Annotated in this window: 14 protein-coding genes; 9 read left to right on the top strand and 5 right to left on the bottom strand. The window is 61.2% G+C overall.

Annotated elements, in window-relative coordinates; all coding sequences use genetic code 11:
* Nucleotides 1-235 precede the first annotated feature (235 nt).
* Together CIT25_RS22965 and CIT25_RS22960 are read right to left on the bottom strand one after the other, a co-directional pair.
* A complete protein-coding gene (locus tag CIT25_RS22965) occupies nucleotides 236-916 on the bottom strand; it encodes a DsbA family oxidoreductase (RefSeq protein WP_095486925.1) in 681 nt (226 codons plus the stop codon).
* Between the two features lie 116 nt (nucleotides 917-1,032).
* Nucleotides 1,033-2,853 carry an extracellular solute-binding protein gene (locus CIT25_RS22960; protein WP_095486807.1) on the bottom strand — a complete coding sequence of 607 codons (1,821 nt, stop codon included), beginning with the start codon at nucleotides 2,851-2,853 and terminating at the stop codon, nucleotides 1,033-1,035.
* Nucleotides 2,854-3,084: 231 nt separating this feature from the next.
* Between CIT25_RS22960 and CIT25_RS22955 the strand changes: the two genes are divergently transcribed.
* Nucleotides 3,085-3,714, top strand: a complete 630-nt coding sequence (locus CIT25_RS22955; RefSeq protein ID WP_095486806.1) for an invasion associated locus B family protein — start codon at nucleotides 3,085-3,087, stop codon at nucleotides 3,712-3,714.
* 99 nt (nucleotides 3,715-3,813) lie between these two features.
* Here the strand turns inward: CIT25_RS22955 and hspQ are convergent, their stop codons facing one another.
* Both hspQ and CIT25_RS22945 read right to left on the bottom strand, forming a co-directional pair.
* Nucleotides 3,814-4,137, bottom strand: coding sequence for a heat shock protein HspQ (hspQ, locus tag CIT25_RS22950; protein ID WP_164547210.1), 324 nt, complete (start codon nucleotides 4,135-4,137; stop codon nucleotides 3,814-3,816).
* A 206-nt stretch (nucleotides 4,138-4,343) separates the two neighbouring features.
* Nucleotides 4,344-5,555: a UbiH/UbiF family hydroxylase gene (locus CIT25_RS22945; RefSeq protein ID WP_095486923.1), complete on the bottom strand. Its 1,212-nt coding sequence runs from the start codon at nucleotides 5,553-5,555 to the stop codon at nucleotides 4,344-4,346.
* A gap of 63 nt (nucleotides 5,556-5,618) precedes the next feature.
* On the opposite strand from CIT25_RS22945, the gene CIT25_RS22940 reads away from it, so the two are divergent.
* From CIT25_RS22940 to CIT25_RS22905, 8 genes are all read left to right on the top strand, one after another.
* Complete coding sequence (locus CIT25_RS22940) at nucleotides 5,619-6,557, top strand: DUF2182 domain-containing protein (protein ID WP_095486804.1); 939 nt, start codon at nucleotides 5,619-5,621, stop codon at nucleotides 6,555-6,557.
* A gap of 14 nt (nucleotides 6,558-6,571) precedes the next feature.
* Nucleotides 6,572-7,186 (top strand): DUF1326 domain-containing protein, encoded by a 615-nt coding sequence (locus tag CIT25_RS22935; RefSeq protein ID WP_095486803.1) that lies wholly within the window; start codon nucleotides 6,572-6,574, stop codon nucleotides 7,184-7,186.
* On the top strand, nucleotides 7,183-8,001 hold the full coding sequence (gene pcsA / locus CIT25_RS22930; protein WP_164547211.1) for a phosphatidylcholine synthase: 819 nt from the start codon (nucleotides 7,183-7,185) through the stop codon (nucleotides 7,999-8,001). The genes CIT25_RS22935 and pcsA overlap by 4 nt, the downstream gene beginning before the upstream one ends.
* Nucleotides 8,002-8,036: 35 nt before the next feature.
* Nucleotides 8,037-9,014 (top strand): quinone oxidoreductase family protein, encoded by a 978-nt coding sequence (locus CIT25_RS22925; RefSeq protein ID WP_095486801.1) that lies wholly within the window; start codon nucleotides 8,037-8,039, stop codon nucleotides 9,012-9,014.
* A gap of 164 nt (nucleotides 9,015-9,178) precedes the next feature.
* Entirely contained in the window at nucleotides 9,179-10,756 is a 1,578-nt protein-coding gene (locus CIT25_RS22920; protein ID WP_167391085.1) for an ABC transporter ATP-binding protein, read from the top strand.
* A complete protein-coding gene (locus CIT25_RS22915) occupies nucleotides 10,753-11,865 on the top strand; it encodes an ABC transporter permease (protein WP_095486800.1) in 1,113 nt (370 codons plus the stop codon). Before CIT25_RS22920 ends, CIT25_RS22915 begins: the two co-directional genes overlap by 4 nt.
* Nucleotides 11,865-12,785, top strand: coding sequence for an ABC transporter permease (locus tag CIT25_RS22910; RefSeq protein ID WP_095486799.1), 921 nt, complete (start codon nucleotides 11,865-11,867; stop codon nucleotides 12,783-12,785). The genes CIT25_RS22915 and CIT25_RS22910 overlap by 1 nt, the downstream gene beginning before the upstream one ends.
* A gap of 51 nt (nucleotides 12,786-12,836) precedes the next feature.
* On the top strand, nucleotides 12,837-13,904 hold the full coding sequence (locus tag CIT25_RS22905) for a BMP family ABC transporter substrate-binding protein (protein ID WP_095486798.1): 1,068 nt from the start codon (nucleotides 12,837-12,839) through the stop codon (nucleotides 13,902-13,904).
* Nucleotides 13,905-14,000: 96 nt separating this feature from the next.
* On the opposite strand, the gene CIT25_RS22900 is transcribed toward CIT25_RS22905, so the two are convergent.
* Nucleotides 14,001-15,305: a beta-propeller fold lactonase family protein gene (locus CIT25_RS22900; protein ID WP_158302632.1), complete on the bottom strand. Its 1,305-nt coding sequence runs from the start codon at nucleotides 15,303-15,305 to the stop codon at nucleotides 14,001-14,003.
* Nucleotides 15,306-15,381: the final 76 nt, after the last annotated feature.

Below are 15,381 nucleotides of genomic sequence, written 5' to 3'. Positions count from 1 at the left end.
AAGACAGAGGCGCGCAAAAACGTGCCGTCTTCGACACGTCTTTGTTGGCATGTCGACCTGGCGGCGGCCGAAAAAGTGACCGGAAATGGCGCTGGCTGAAGCGCTGCTGCAGCGATGTCGCCAAGCTCGCCCACGGAAACAGCCGGAGCTAGGGGCCGTTTCCTGCAAGTCAGTCAGCCAAGGGATTGACCCGCACCAGCAGCAACGGCCACCGATTTTTAAGGTGACGGTGTATTCAGTTCGCCTTCTCCATCTCACCCCGCGTCTTGGCCGCCGCAACCTGGCGAATGGCGTCGGTGAGCGTATCGATGTCTTGCGCGCCCATCACCGCATACTTGCCTTCAAGCAGGAAGCACGGCACGCCCGTGATGCCCATGTGCGAAGCGGTGGCGATTTCGGTGCGCACCGCCTCGACATCGGCGTCCGTCGGCAAAAGCGTCTCGACCACGGATGCATCCATGCCGGCCTCGCGGGCGGCGTTGATCAGCACGAGATGGTCGCCGAGATTGGCGCCTTCCTCGAAATTCAACTGGAACAGACGTCGCACCAGCCGGTTCTGCACGACCTCGCCGACGGCACCAGCCCAGCGGATGACACGGTGCGCGTCCAGCGTGTTGGGCGCGACCTTGATGGCGGCGAAGGCGAAGTTGATCCCCTCGGCTTCGCCCAGTGGCTCGATGCGGGCGTGGATCTCGCGGATGCGTTCGTCGCTGCCGAACTTGGCCACCATGTATTCGCGGCGATCCTTGCCTTCGGGGGGGATGGTCGGGTCGAGCTGGAACGGCCGCCAGCGTATATGCACGTCGATATCGCTTGCCGCGGCAATCGCCTTGTCGAGCCGCTTCTGGCCGATGAAGCACCACGGGCAGACGACGTCGGACACGACGTCGACGGTGATGGAGTTCAGTTCGCTCATCATGATCTCCTGTCAGGAGGGGAAGCTTTTCTTTTGGGCATGACCTCATCCGGAGGTCGGCAAGCAGAACCGGGGGTCTAGTTTTCGCTGACGCGGACCTTCGGTTCGGATTGTGTTCAGTTCGCCTTGCGCCACCACGTCGGCAGTCGATAGCCTGATATGGGCGTCTTTTCAGGATGTTCCAGGTAGCTCCAGTAGGCAAGCCATTGCTGCGTGTTGTGCTGCATCGGAACCATGTAGTTGCCGGAGATCAGCAACCTGTCGAGAACCCGGACGGCGGCAACATAATCTTCGCGGCTGCGGGCGTCGAGCATCGCCGTAAGTGCGGCATCTATTGCCGGATCGGCGACGCCGGCGAGGTTGAATGACCCTTCGGCATTGGCGGCAGCGGATCCCCAGCGCCCGACCTGCTCGATGCCGGGCGACAGCGAGTTCTCGAAGCCGCTGGTGCCGATCAGCACCTCGAAATCGAAACGTTGCTTGCGCGACTGGATCTGGTCGCCGTCAAGGCTGCGGATGGTGACATCGATGCCGATCTTCGCCAGCGTGCGCTGGTAGATGGCGGCAAGACGCTCCTCGTTCTGCGAGGCGGTCAGGATCTCGAAGCCGAAGGGTTTCCCCTCTGGATCGTGCATCGCTCCATCCTGCAAGGTATAACCCGCGCCTTTCAATATATCGAACGCGGCCTTCAGCACCTTGCGGTCCTGACCCGAGCCGTCGGCGACGGGTGGCCGCCAGGTACCGTCCATGACATCGGCCGGCACACGGCCCGGGTAGGGTGCCAGAAGCGCCTTTTCCCTATCGTCGGCCGGATGGCCGAGCGCGGAAAGCTCGGAATTCTGCCAATAGCTCATGGTGCGCATGTACTTGCCGCCGAACAAGTTCTTGTTGGCCCATTCGAAGTCGTAGAGCATGCCGAGCGCGCGTCGAACGACCGGACTGGAAAACTTCGGCAGCCGTGTATTGAACAGGAACCCCGTCACCACTGGCGGGATGCCGGTGTCGAACGTTTCGGCGATCACGTCGCCCTTGTGGAAGGCCGGGAAGTTGAGATCGCGCTCGCGCTTGACCGGATCGCTGTCGTCATCGATGGCGCAAATGCCTTTCTTGAAAGCTTCCAGCTTGGCGTTGGCGTTGAGGAAATATTCGATGGTGATCTGGTCGTAATTATCGAAACCGCGCTTGGTGGGGATGTCCTTGCCCCAATAATCTGGGTTGCGCTTGAACACGATACGCTGGCCGGGCGCCACCTGCGCCACGGTGTACGGGCCACTGCCGATCACAGGTTTCAGCGTGGTCCTGTCGAAAGTCTCCTTGTTGAAAGCGTGCTTCGGCAGAATTGGCGTCAGCGCGATAATCAACGGAGTCTCGCGGTTGGCCTTGTCGTTGAATGTAAAGCGCACGCTGCGGTCGCCGGTTTTTTCGAGTTTGGCGACCATGCTCATACGGGCGCTGTAGGGTGGCCGGCCTTTTTCGGTAAAGACGTCGTAAGTGAATAGCACGTCGTCCGCAGTCACCGGTCGGCCATCCGACCACTTGGCCTTCGGATCAAGATGGAATTCGATGCTCTTGCGCTCTGGATCCATGTCGGCAGTGTCGGCAAGCAGGCCGTAAAGACTGAAGGCTTCATCGTCATTGCGCTGCATCAGCGGCTCGAAGACGAGATTACCGAAGATCTTATCCATCATTCCGCGCGCCGTCGTGCGCAGGCTCTTCAAGATGAACGGGTTGAGATTGTCGAAGCTGCCGACGACGCAATAGGTGATGCTGCCGCCTTTGGGCGCATCGGGATTGACGTAGTTGAAATGCGTATAGTCGGCCGGCAGCGCCGGCTCGCCTTGCATGGCGATCGCGTGTTTCGGCTCCGACAGAGCTGGCTGAAGCGAAAGGGTGATAGACGAGATCGCGGCGATCAGCCAAACAAGAACGCGGCCCATGACCGTCTCCTTACTGGGTCGGCTTGATGATTCGGAGCGCACCCTAACATGAGCCGGCCACCTGGCGGCCAATCGCGAGTTCAAGAATTGCGAGTATCGGGCTGGATTCGGCACCACTTGCGGTGTAACACGCCGTCCGAGTCATTCTGTTGCCTCATTTTGGCAACAGGTAGCTGGACCACACGGCGCGAAAAAGCCGGCCCTGGGATTATTTGAGAGGAAGTTCACGATATGACGAGCCTGAACAGCAACGCGTACCGCCTGTCGGTCCTGGCCGCTGGCGTGGTCGGCTTTTTGGGCGCACAACTTCCTGCTGCTTTTGCGCAGCAGCAACAGCAGATTCCGCAGGGCTGGTTCAAAGCCTGCACCAAGCAGGAAGACGTCGACATCTGCAATGTCCAAAACATCACCACTGCCGGCAACGGCCAACTCGTCACCGGCGTCAGCCTGATCGAGTTGAAGGGCAAGGTAAACCGCAAGGTGTTTCAGGTGACGGTTCCGACCGGTCGCCTGGTTCCTCCCGGCATTGGCCTTCAGATCGATACCGGAAAGGCGCAGAAGCTCGATTATGTGATCTGCTTCCCCGACCGCTGCGTGGCGGAAGTGCCGCTGACCGACCAGCTCGTCGCCTCCTTCAAGAAGGGTTCGAACCTGACGCTGACCTCGGTCAATTTCCAGAACCAGCCGAACCCTATCAAGATCGCGCTGACCGGCTTCAGCGGCGCCTTCGACGGGCCGCCGCTGCAGCAGTCGGATATCGAGGATCGGCAGAAGAAGCTTCAGGATTTTGTTGCCAAGAACAACCAGGACTTCGCCAAGAAGCTCAAGGAAGAGCAGGACAAGGCGAAGACCGCCAACTGATCGCGCCCAAGCGAACAAGAAAAAGCGGGGTCATGCCCCGCTTTTTTTCGTTCCGGCCGGCCATTTCCTGATCCCAGTCAGGCCCGCAATCTCGCCATGTCAATGTCTTGACTGGCGTCTCGGCGCGTAGCGCCCGTCCGGCCTCTTGTCGAACATCTCGCCGATCTGCGGATGCCGCACCGGTTCGCCAGACTGATCCTCGAGCAGGTTCTGCTCAGACACATAGGCGATGTATTCCGTTTCCGAATTCTCGGCGAGCAAATGGTAGAAGGGCTGGTCCTTGCGCGGCCGCACATCCGCGGGGATCGCCTCGTACCATTCGTCGGTGTTGGCGAACTGCGGATCGACATCGAAAATGATGCCGCGGAACGGAAACAGCCGGTGGCGAACCACCTGTCCGATCGAAAATTTGGCTGTCTTCATCGTACTCACCACTAAGTCCCGGGAATGCCGTGCGGCCTTGGAATGCGCAGACTCCCTAAGACCTTGAATTTACGCATTACGCTACAAAAATCGAGCCCGACTTTAGGGCTGATGCCTGGCTCTATTTGGCGCAGACGCCGCGTCAATTCAATGCCGAAGCGCTTGACGCCCCGTCAATCTACGGGCTAGCCCCGCCCGAGGGCGTGCTACCGCCGGATTTGTTTCCTTAATCCGCCGGCGAGCGCCGCAAAACCACTGCCGGGCAGCAAGCCCTCGCGCATGAAAAAGGCGCGCAGCGGCGCGAAGCCGCCGAGCACGCCGAGGCCGGCACTTCGGGCCATCTGTGCCGGCAGCATGTCCGAGAGCAGCGACTTGTTGAGCAGGTTGACCGCGCTGCTGCGTGCCACAATGTCGGGCCGACGCCTGAAATCATAAGCTGCAAGTGCCTTGACGGCGCCTGGATCGGGCCTGTTTTCGCAAGCAATTCCAATCAGATCGTCGATGTCCCTGATACCAAGGTTGAGACCTTGCGCGCCAATCGGCGGGAACACATGGGCGGCTTCGCCGACAAGCGCCACCCGGTTACGCGCGAAGCACCGCGGCGTCACGCCCGAAAGCGGGTAGATCTGCCGGCCGGGCTCGACAGACACCCGGCCCAGCATCGATTGCATCCGCAGTTCGACCCGCGTCGAAAGCGTCGCGTCGTCCAATGCGGCGAGTTCCTTCGCTGTTTCCGGTTCTACCACCCAGACAAGGCTGGACCGGTTGCCGGGCAGGGGAACCTGGGTGAACGGACCGGTCTCGGTGTGGAATTCGGTCGAGGTGAAAGCGTGATCGCTGCGGTGGCCGAAATTGAGAACCAATGCCGCCTGCGGGTAGGAACGGGCGGATGTCGAGATGCCGGCAGCCTCGCGGGCCGGCGACAGACGCCCGTCGGCAGCGACCGCCAGCAATGCCGCGATCTCACTGCCGTCAGACAGGACCGCATGGGCATGATCGGCGTCGAGGCGCCAGCTCTCCACCATCAATTTTCGCCATACGATGCCGGAATGCGCGGCAACAGCCCCGGCAAGCGCGGGGTTGAGCGCGCTGTTGGGTAAATTCAGCCCGAACTGCTCCTCGCCGATTTCGCTGGCGCGAAAAATGACCACCGGGCTGCGGATCAGCCGGCTGGTTGCATCGACGATGCGCATCACCTTCAGCGCTGCGGCCTGGGATCTCACCTCGTCGAGGACGCCCAACCGCTCAAGCATCTTCAGGGCCGGGTTCATCAAGGCCGTCGTTCTGCCGTCTTGGCCATTTGCCTCAGGTCCGACGAGCGTCACCGGAAAGCCGGCATCTGCGAAGCCAAGCGCCGCAATCAGCCCTGCCGGGCCGCTGCCGGCAACCAGTATCCGTGCTGTCTCCCGATGGTCCAAATTCGGCTTCCCGGTTGCGAGGCGAGGCGGTCGGTCCGACCTGATAGGCATATAGGTCAGATCATGCGGCTTGATCAACGCGGCGATTCGGCCCATTCGATTGCCATGACCGGCCAAGACCATGATTTCAGCCATCTCGACCGTGTCGGCCGTGCCACGGCAAGCGTCTCGCGCAATCCTCGACTGACGGTGAACATCGTCTTGGGGGCAGGCGTCCTCCTGGCATGGCTGCTTCTTGGCGCCATGGCGATACGTGGCGCCGAAAGCCGGGTTCCCGGCATCGATGCACCCGGCGACACGATGCTCAGATATCTGCCGGAGCTGCCGCTGCCGGATTTTCTCGAGCGCTTCTTCACCCTTTGTCTCGCACCCGCGCCGCTCGACGGAGGCGTCGGCGCGCAGGCCGGAGCGTTCATCGTCATGTGGTTCCTGATGGCGATCGCCACCATGCTGCCCTCGGCGGCGCCGATGATCCGTACCTATTGCGAGATCGCCGATACTGCGCGGATCAAGGGCGAACCGGTCGTCCATCCGCTGGTCCTGGTCGCCGGTTACCTCAGCGTGTGGTTGGCAGCGTCGGTAGTGTTTGCGGCGCTGACGCTCGCCGTCCACACCTTCGCCTCATCTGTGCAGATGCTCGATCCAGTGGTCGGAGCGACCGGAGCAGCCGCGCTTTTGGTTGCCGGCCTCTACCAGTTCAGCGGCCTGAAGGAAGCCTGCCTGACAAAATGCAAAAACCCGTTCTCGATCCTGTTTTCGAACTGGAGCGCGAGGCCCGGCCGCATTTTCCGGCTCGGCATGGAGCAGGGCGTCTGGTGCCTCGGCTGCTGCTGGGCGCTGATGCTGGTGATGTTCGCTGTCGGTGTGATGAACGTGTTCTGGATGGCGCTGATCGGCCTGTTCACCTTGATCGAAAAACAGACGGCGGGCAGGCTGCCAACCCGGGTCGCCGGTGCGATACTGCTTGTCTGGGCAACCGCCCTGCTAGTAGTCTCGGCATAAGGGGAGAGAATTCGATGGCAGATCAAAGCTGGGCAATGAAAGGAGAGCTGGTGCTCTCCTGCAATTGCACGGTTTTTTGCCCTTGCGTGCTGTCTCTCGGCAATCATCCGCCGACCGAGGGCTATTGTCAGACCTGGGCAGGGTTCCGCATCGATGCCGGCCATTTCGGCGAGGTCGACCTGTCCGGTCTCAACCTTGGGCTGGTCATGGAAATCCCCGGCTATATGAGCCGCGGCAACTGGACGGCCGGACTGTTCATCGACAAGCGCGCCTCGGTCTATGCGGTCAAGGCATTGACGAAAATTTTCACCGGCAAGGCCGGCGGAACCACCTCACTGCTCTCCATCTTGGTCGGAAAGTTCCTCGGCGTCGAGCAAGCGCCGATCACTTATGAGACGCGCGACAGGACGCGGGTCTTCCAGATACCGAAAATCATCGATGGGGCGGTGACGCCGATTGCCGGCAAGGACCGCGACAAGGATACGGTGATCAGCAATTCGGAGTACTGGATCGCACCGGAAATCATCGTGGCCAGGTCCGACAAGAGCAAGATGCGGGCCTTCGGCCGCAACTGGAATTTTGCCGGCCGCTCGGCCGAAATCTGCAAGCTGGACTGGCGGGGCCCGTGAGTAAAAAAATAACGGCCAGGAAAATCACGGACAGGATTCCAAGGCCGAAAAAGAAAGTCACGTGGCCGCAGGCACGCGCGTTTTCGGTCCACCTGCTGACCGCGTCGGGGTCGTTCCTGGCATTCCTGTCGCTGGTGGCTGCGAGCGAGCAGCGCTGGACAGCGATGTTCTGGTGGCTGGGACTGGCGCTATTCGTCGACGGTATCGACGGGCCGATCGCCAGGAAACTCGAGGTCAAGGAAATCCTGCCGACGTGGTCGGGCGAACTCCTCGACAACATCATCGACTACGTGACCTACGTGCTGATACCGGCCTTCGCGCTTTATCAGCGTGGCTTCATGGGCGAGGGCCTGTCGTTCCTGTCGGCGGCGATCATCGTGGTATCGAGCGCGATCTACTATGCCGACACCGGCATGAAGACGAAGGAAAATTTTTTCAAGGGGTTTCCGGTGGTCTGGAACATGGTGGTGTTCACGCTGTTCGTCATCGATCCGGGACAATGGGTTTCCTTCGCCGTGGTCGTGGTGGCCGGCATCCTGACCTTCATGCCGATCTATTTCATCCACCCGGTGCGGGTGGTGCGGCTGCGCCCGATCAACCTTGGCATGACGCTGCTATGGTGCGCTTTCGGAGCGCTGGCCCTGGCGCAGGCAGCTCTTGCCGCTTTCTACGACCAGATCGGCGTTTTGGGCGAGCAGGTGAGTGTCTTCACCAAGATCGGCATCACGGTCACCGGGCTTTACCTCGCTTGCATCGGCGGTATCATGCAGCTCTTTCCAAATCTCGGCGCAAAGCCGGATGACAAGAAAGCCTGATCCCCAAGAGCGCCTGATCCCGAGAGAGCCAGAAAATGTCCAAAGCGATCCGTATCCACGTCAATGGCGGTCCGGAGGTTCTGACCTATGAGGACGCCGAGCCGGGCCAACCCGGCTCGGGGCAAATCCTGGTCAGACACACGGCGATCGGCCTCAATTTCATCGACGTCTATCATCGCTCCGGCCTTTATCCTCCGCCAGGCGGTTTCCCGCTTATACCCGGCAGCGAGGCGGCCGGATTGGTGTTGGAAGTGGGCGCGGATATCGACTGGCTGAAGCCGGGCGATCGCATCGCCTACGCCGTGACGACTGGCGCCTATGCCGAGCAGCGCGTGATCGCCGCCGACCGCGTCGTGAAGGTGCCGGACGGCATCAGCGACGAACAGGCGGCCGCCATGATGCTGAAAGGGATGACGGCGGAGTATCTGCTGCGCCGTACCTTCAAGGTGAAAGCGGGCGACACGATCCTGTTTCACGCGGCGGCCGGCGGTGTCGGGCTGATCCTCGGCCAATGGGCAAAGCATCTTGGCGCAACCGTGATCGGCACCGCCAGCTCTACCGACAAGATCGAGCTCGCCAAGGCGCATGGCTTCGACCATGTCATCAACTACCGCGAGCAGGATTTCGTCGCCGGCGTCCTCGCCATCACCGGCGGCAAGAAGTGCGACGTCGTCTATGATTCGGTCGGCAACGACACCTTTCCTGCCTCGCTCGATTGCCTGAAGCCGCTCGGCATGTTCGCCAGCTTCGGTCAATCGTCAGGCCCGGTCCCGCCGTTCAGCATGTCGTTGCTGGCGCAGAAAGGTTCGCTGTTCGCAACCCGTCCGACGCTGTTCGTCTACAACGCCAAACGCGAAGACCTGGAAGCATCCGCCGCCGCGTTGTTCGAAATCGTGCTCAGCGGTGCGGTCAAGATCAAGATCAACCAGCGCTACGCGCTTAGGGATGCCGGCAGGGCGCATTCCGACCTTGAAGGTCGCAGGACGACCGGAACAACCATTCTTATCCCATGAGCCTACGCATGGTGCTTTTCCGAAAATCGATTTCGATTTTCGGGCCGATGCGCTAGGTTTCCGCTGAAATTCTTGAAGCTCTTTCAAGACGGGTGCCGCTTTGCGACGACAGCAGGCCGCGCATACCATGCCTGCGGGAACACAGAACATATCTGGCAAACCAGATGGGAGGCACTGTGAGTGCAAATCAGGACGGCGCAACCTTGCTTGAGGTTCGTGGCCTCACCAAGACGTTCGGCACGCTGACAGCGTGCGACCATGTCGATCTCAACGTCGCGAAAGGCGAAATCCACGCGCTGCTCGGCGAGAACGGCGCCGGCAAGTCGACGCTCGTAAAAATGCTGTTCGGAACACTGGAGCCCAATTCGGGCGAGATTTTCTGGAACGGTCAGGCGGTCACGATCACTAATCCCGGCTTTGCGAAGAAGCTTGGCATCGGCATGGTGTTCCAGCATTTTTCGCTGTTCGAGGCACTGACGGCGGCCGAGAACATCGCCCTGTCATTGGACGACGGTTCGCCGATCAGCACGATTGCCGCGAAGGCGAGGGCGCTTTCCTACAGCTATGGCCTGCCGCTCGACCCGCAATCGCTGGTCGGCGACCTGTCTGTCGGTGAGCGCCAGCGTATCGAGATCATCCGCTGCCTTCTGCAGACGCCGCAGCTCATCATCCTCGACGAGCCGACTTCGGTGCTGACGCCGCAGGAAGCCGACAAACTGTTCGAGACGCTCGAACGGCTGCGCTCGGAAGGAAAGTCCATCCTCTACATTTCGCACCGCCTTGAAGAGGTCAAGCGCATCTGCGACCGCGCCACCGTGCTGCGCCACGGCAAGGTGGTTGGCCATTGCAACCCGCGCAAGGAAACCGCAGCATCACTGGCGCGCATGATGGTCGGCAACGACGTGCAGGCCGTGGTGCGCGCGCCGGCCCAGGGTATCGAGACCGCGCAGCCGCTGCTTGAAATCCGCGCGCTCAGCCGCAAGCCGGCAACGCCGTTCTCGATCCCGCTCAGGAACATCAACTTGACGGTGCGCGCCGGCGAAGTGATCGGCATTGCAGGCGTCGCCGGCAACGGCCAGGGCGAGTTCTTCGAATCCGTTTCCGGCGAGGCGCCGCAGCAGGATGCCGCTTCGGTGCGCATCCGCGGCAAGGATGCCGGCGGCCTCAGCATCACCGGCAGGCGGTTGATGGGCGCTGCCTTCGTGCCGGAAGAGCGGCTCGGCCACGGTGCGGCGCCGCGAATGAAGCTCTCGGAAAACCTGCTTCTGTCGCGCCATGCCACCGATGGAAAGGTGTTTGTCGGCGCCGGTGGAATGGTCAAAAGCGATGCAATCTATGCCGCTGCCCAGCGCATCATCAAAGCGATGGATGTGCGCAAGAGCGCTCCGGATCCAGAGGCGGCAGCGCTTTCAGGCGGCAATCTGCAGAAATTCATCGTCGGCCGCGAACTCGACCGCAGGCCAAGCGTGATGGTCGTCAATCAGCCGACGTGGGGCGTCGACGCCGGTGCTGCCGCCCACATTCGCCAGACGCTGATCGAACTGGCGCGCAGCGGCTCGGCAGTGCTGGTCATCAGCCAGGATCTCGACGAATTGTTCGAAATATCCGACGCGATCGCGGTGATGCACAATGGCGAATTGTCGAAGCCTTTGCCGATCGCTGAGGCCACGTTCGAAAAGGTCGGACTGCTGATGGGCGGGGCCGAGCCCGGCCACGCCGAACACGCTCTGGAGACGTCATGATGCGCCTCGAACTCGTCAAACGGCCACAGCGCTCGATGCTGTTCTCGGCGCTGTCGCCCTTCATTGCATTCGTGTTGACGATCATTGCCGGCGCCATCTTGTTCGCGCTGCTTGGCGTCAATCCTTTGAAGGCGTTCCAAATTTACTTCATCGAGCCGATCAGTCAGGTCTGGCAGCTGCATGAGCTGGCGATCAAGGCGGCACCGCTCATTCTGATCGGGGTCGGCCTGTCGGTCTGCTACAGGGCCAATATCTGGAACATCGGCGCGGAAGGCCAATTCATCCTGGGCGGCATCGTCGGCTCGAGCATTCCGGTGCTGTTTCCGCAGTTTGAAGGCCCGCTGGTGCTGCCGCTGATGCTGCTGTTCGGCATGATCGGCGGCGCCGCCTACGCCGCCATTCCGGCTCTGCTCAAGACGCGCTTCAACACCAACGAGATCCTGACCAGCCTGATGCTGGTCTATGTCGCGCAGCTGTTTCTCGACTGGCTGGTGCGTGGTCCCTGGCGCGATCCTAAGGGTTTCAACTTCCCGCAGACGATACAGTTCAACGACTCGGCCATCTTGCCGGAATTGATGCCGGCCTCCGGCCGCGCCAATTGGGGTTTTGTCTTTGCGCTGGTCGCGGCGGTGCTGGTCTGGATCCTGATGAGCCGCATGCTGAAAGGCTTCGAGGTCCGCGTGCTCGGCTCAAGTCCCAGGGCAGGGCGCTTCGCTGGCTTCGGCATCAACCGGATGGTGTTCTTCGCCTTCATGCTGTCGGGTGCGCTGGCCGGACTTGCCGGCATCTCGGAAGTCTCCGGCGCCATCGGCCAGTTGCAGCCGGTCATTTCGCCCGGCTACGGCTTCACCGCCATCATCGTGGCGTTCCTCGGCCGGCTCAATCCACTAGGCATCGTCGCGGCGGGCCTGGTGCTGGCGCTGACCTATCTCGGCGGCGAGGCGGTGCAAAGCGCGCTCGGCATCTCCGACAAGGTGGCGCGCGTGTTCCAGGGCATGCTCCTGTTCTTCGTGCTCGGCTGCGACACGCTCATTCACTACCGCATTCGTCTGATTGGCTTTGCCGCGCCGAAGCTTGAATCCGCACCGAAGCTGGAGGAGGCCCGCTGATGGACATCACCGTCAACATTCTTTTGACCATCGCAACCGCGGCGACGCCTTTGCTGATCGCGGCGATCGGCGAGCTGGTGGTCGAACGTTCCGGCGTGCTCAATCTCGGTGTCGAAGGCATGATGATCATGGGGGCGGTCGGCGGTTTCGGCGCCGGCTATCTCACCGGATCGCCGTGGATCGGGTTGTTGGCGGCGATCGCCTTGGGTGCGGTGTTTTCGCTGCTGTTCGCCGTCATGACGCTGTCGCTGGCCACGAACCAGGTGGCGACCGGTCTGTCGCTGACATTGCTCGGCCTCGGCCTTTCCGGCATGATGGGCACCAGCTTTGTCGGCCAGCCCGGCGCGAGGCTGCCAAACCTCGACATTCCCGGCCTGACAGCGATCCCGGTCATCGGCAGGTTGTTGTTCGGCCAGGACCCGATCTTCTACATCTCGATCGCATTGACCGCCGCCGTCATGTGGTTCCTGTTCAAGACCCGCACCGGACTCACGCTGCGCTCGATCGGCGACAGCCACACATCGGCCCATGCACTTGGCATCCAGGTCATCCGCTACCGCTATCTCTCAGTGATCTTCGGCGGCGCCTGTGCAGGCCTTGCCGGGGGCCACCTGTCGTTGGTCTATACGCCGCAATGGGTAGAGAACATGACCGCCGGGCGCGGCTGGATCGCGCTGGCGCTGGTCGTGTTCGCATCATGGCGGCCATGGCGGGTGCTGGCCGGCGCCTATATCTTCGGCGCGGTATGGATCGGCCAGCTTCATGCACAGGCTTTTGGCATTCCGGTTCCTTCGCAACTGCTTTCTTCGTTGCCCTATCTGGCAACCATCGTGGTTCTCGTTCTAATCTCGCGCAACAAGCGTTTGACGATGATGAACACACCGGCTTCCTTGGGGCAGCCATTCGTTCCGGATCGTTGATAATAAAAGACAGCCGGGAAGCTCCAGGGCTTAACTCAGAGAGGTAACACGATGAAAAAACTGCTTATTGCGCTGATGGCCACGGCGGCAGCATTGTCGCTGGCGGCGACCGCCGAAGCACAGGAAAAGCTGAAAGCCTGTTGGGTCTATACCGGCCCGATCGGCGATTTCGGCTATTCGTACCAGCATGACCAGGGCCGCCTGGACGTAGAGAAGGCGCTCGGCGACAAGGTCGAGACCGCATACCTGGAGAACGTCTCCGAGGGTCCCGATGCCGATCGTGCTTTCGAGCGTCTGGCGCGCGAAGGATGCAAGATCATCTTCGGCACTTCCTTCGGCTTCATGGACCCCGAAGTGAAGGTCGCCAAGAAATTCCCCGACGTTAAGTTCGAGCACGCGACCGGCTACAAGACGTCGGACAATCTCGGCATCTACAATGCGCGCTTCTATGAAGGCCGCTACATCCTCGGCCAGATCGCCGCCAAGCAATCGAAGTCGGGCGTCGCCGGCTACATCGTTTCGTTCCCGATCCCCGAAGTGGTGATGGGCATCAATTCCTTCATGCTCGGCGCACAGTCGGTCAACCCGGACTTCAAGGCGAAGATCGTCTGGGTCAATTCATGGTTCGATCCGGGCAAGGAAGCCGACGCCGCCAAGGCCCTGTTCGACCAGGGTGCCGACATTATCGTCCAGCACACCGACTCGACCGCTGCCCTGCAAGTCGCCGAAGAGCGCGGCCTGCAGGGGTTCGGCCAGTCTTCGGACATGATCAAGTTCGCTCCCAAGGCGCAGTTGACCTCGATCGTCGACGATTGGGGACCCTATTATATCAGCCGGGTGAAGGCCGTGCTCGACGGCACATGGAAGCCCGGCAACGTCTGGCTGGGCATCAAGGACGGCGCCGTAAAAATGGCGGCTTACACCAATATGCCCGATGACGTGAAGGCGATGGCGCAAGCCACCGAGAAGAAGATCGTCGAGGGCTGGAACCCCTTCACCGGGCCGATTGCCAAGCAGGACGGCACGCCATGGCTCAAGGACGGCGAAGTCGCCGACGACGCTACGCTGCTCGGCATGAACTTCTACGTCAAAGGCGTCGATGACAAGCTGCCGCAGTAAGCGCAAGCACTGGGGAGGGCGCCTTCGGGCGTCCTCTTTTCATGCGCAGCGTTTCGAAGGTTAACCTGCCCGACTGCGAGTCCCACTCACGAAAGTTCAGCGGGCGATTATCGTATGGACGCCCGCGGGCAGCCTGATGCGATCCGATGTGGGAGCGAGCGCCGGGCGCCCTTCCGTCGTGATCTGCCATATCTCGACGGCGCCGCCAAGGGGCGCTTCGTCATTGCGGTAACGGTTCACGCCGACGAAGAGCTTTTGTCCCGTGCGATCAAAAGCGAGTCCTTGCGGCAGCACACCTTCGAGCGGCCATTCGCCGTGCGGTGAGAGCCGTCCTGTTTCAGTGTCCAGCTGATAGAGGCTGAGCGACGCGTGCTCCGTCCAGTCGCGCGAGCCGTCTGGCTTGCCGGTGCCGCGAAGATTGGACGTGACAAGAAAGCGGCCGTCAGGGCTGAAGGCGATCGTCTCGGCGCCCCAGCCACCAAGCGCGATGTGAGGCACGGTGTGCCTTGCCGCGTCGCCCGTCGCGCCGACATCGGCAAGCCGGACTGTGGTGAGAATGCCCTCCTGAACGCCATAGAAGCCAGTTGTATCGATTCCCCACTGAACATCGGAGGTGATGTAGTAGCGGCCGTCGGGCGAAAAGCGGCCGACAAAGGGGAACTTGTTCGTCTGGACGCGATTGCCCCAGGGACGAATAGCAGAAACCGCCCCGTCCTTTCCGCGCAGCACCTCATAGAAGGCAACCTGACCACGGTCGACGAGATTGACCCCAATATACCGGCCGCTTGGATGCCACTGCACCCAGGTCGCCTTCAATGGAATGAAACCCGTTGACGGCTCAAGATCGAGACCGAAGCTGGATACGGGCCCGAACCGACCCTCCCTGACCGGTACGAAAGTGAGTTCGTGTTCGGCGTCGACAGTAATCGCGGCGATAAGATCGCCTGCAGGATTGAGATGAATCGCCTGCGGCTGGATTCCGATCCTCACGCTGTCGACCGCCGACGAGTGGCCGCCATCGAGCCGGAGCGATCTGATCGTGTCGCCTTGCTGCAACTCGTCGAGGCGGGTCGCCCGTTCGGGCCGTTGACGGAAAGTTTCGGCGACGAAAACGAACCGGCCATCCAGGGAGACGTCTAGTGCTCCGGGCGGCCCATAGGTTGAATTCGAAACCTCCATCATCGCGACAGAGCGAGACCGCTCCGTCGGCGAGGTGATGATGGACAGCGTATCCAGATAGTGAGGGTCTGGAGGCCCGAGCTCGCCCGTCTCGTAGACGGTCGGCACCATATCGAGATCCGACAACACGAAGACGGCCCCTCCGTGACCTTCGGCCGGCTGAGCACTTGAGAGGCTCGGCATCAGGAATAGAACGATAGCAGCGAGCGAACAGCGTCGCATCCATGTCTCCATATCTCTTGGAAGGCGCCTATCTTCCGGGTTCGCTTTCAGTCGTCCAATCGATATTTGACATCTC

This window comes from Mesorhizobium mediterraneum (assembly GCF_002284565.1).
Classification (GTDB): Bacteria; Pseudomonadota; Alphaproteobacteria; order Rhizobiales; family Rhizobiaceae; genus Mesorhizobium; species Mesorhizobium mediterraneum.
Note: the sequence above shows the minus strand (reverse complement) of the source record. Positions and strands in the feature narration are given on the sequence as shown.

What these genes read in the sequence shown, in the direction of transcription:
- CIT25_RS22965 (WP_095486925.1), bottom strand. Translation starts at nt 916, where the DNA reads ATGAGCGAACTGAACTCCATCACCGTCGACGTCGTGTCCGACGTCGTC.
- CIT25_RS22960 (WP_095486807.1), bottom strand. Translation starts at nt 2,853, where the DNA reads ATGGGCCGCGTTCTTGTTTGGCTGATCGCCGCGATCTCGTCTATCACC.
- CIT25_RS22955 (WP_095486806.1), top strand. Translation starts at nt 3,085, where the DNA reads ATGACGAGCCTGAACAGCAACGCGTACCGCCTGTCGGTCCTGGCCGCT.
- hspQ (WP_164547210.1), bottom strand. Translation starts at nt 4,137, where the DNA reads ATGAAGACAGCCAAATTTTCGATCGGACAGGTGGTTCGCCACCGGCTG.
- CIT25_RS22940 (WP_095486804.1), top strand. Translation starts at nt 5,619, where the DNA reads ATGCGGCTTGATCAACGCGGCGATTCGGCCCATTCGATTGCCATGACC.
- CIT25_RS22935 (WP_095486803.1), top strand. Translation starts at nt 6,572, where the DNA reads ATGGCAGATCAAAGCTGGGCAATGAAAGGAGAGCTGGTGCTCTCCTGC.
- CIT25_RS22925 (WP_095486801.1), top strand. Translation starts at nt 8,037, where the DNA reads ATGTCCAAAGCGATCCGTATCCACGTCAATGGCGGTCCGGAGGTTCTG.
- CIT25_RS22920 (WP_167391085.1), top strand. Translation starts at nt 9,179, where the DNA reads ATGGGAGGCACTGTGAGTGCAAATCAGGACGGCGCAACCTTGCTTGAG.
- CIT25_RS22915 (WP_095486800.1), top strand. Translation starts at nt 10,753, where the DNA reads ATGATGCGCCTCGAACTCGTCAAACGGCCACAGCGCTCGATGCTGTTC.
- CIT25_RS22910 (WP_095486799.1), top strand. Translation starts at nt 11,865, where the DNA reads ATGGACATCACCGTCAACATTCTTTTGACCATCGCAACCGCGGCGACG.
- CIT25_RS22905 (WP_095486798.1), top strand. Translation starts at nt 12,837, where the DNA reads ATGAAAAAACTGCTTATTGCGCTGATGGCCACGGCGGCAGCATTGTCG.
- CIT25_RS22900 (WP_158302632.1), bottom strand. Translation starts at nt 15,305, where the DNA reads ATGCGACGCTGTTCGCTCGCTGCTATCGTTCTATTCCTGATGCCGAGC.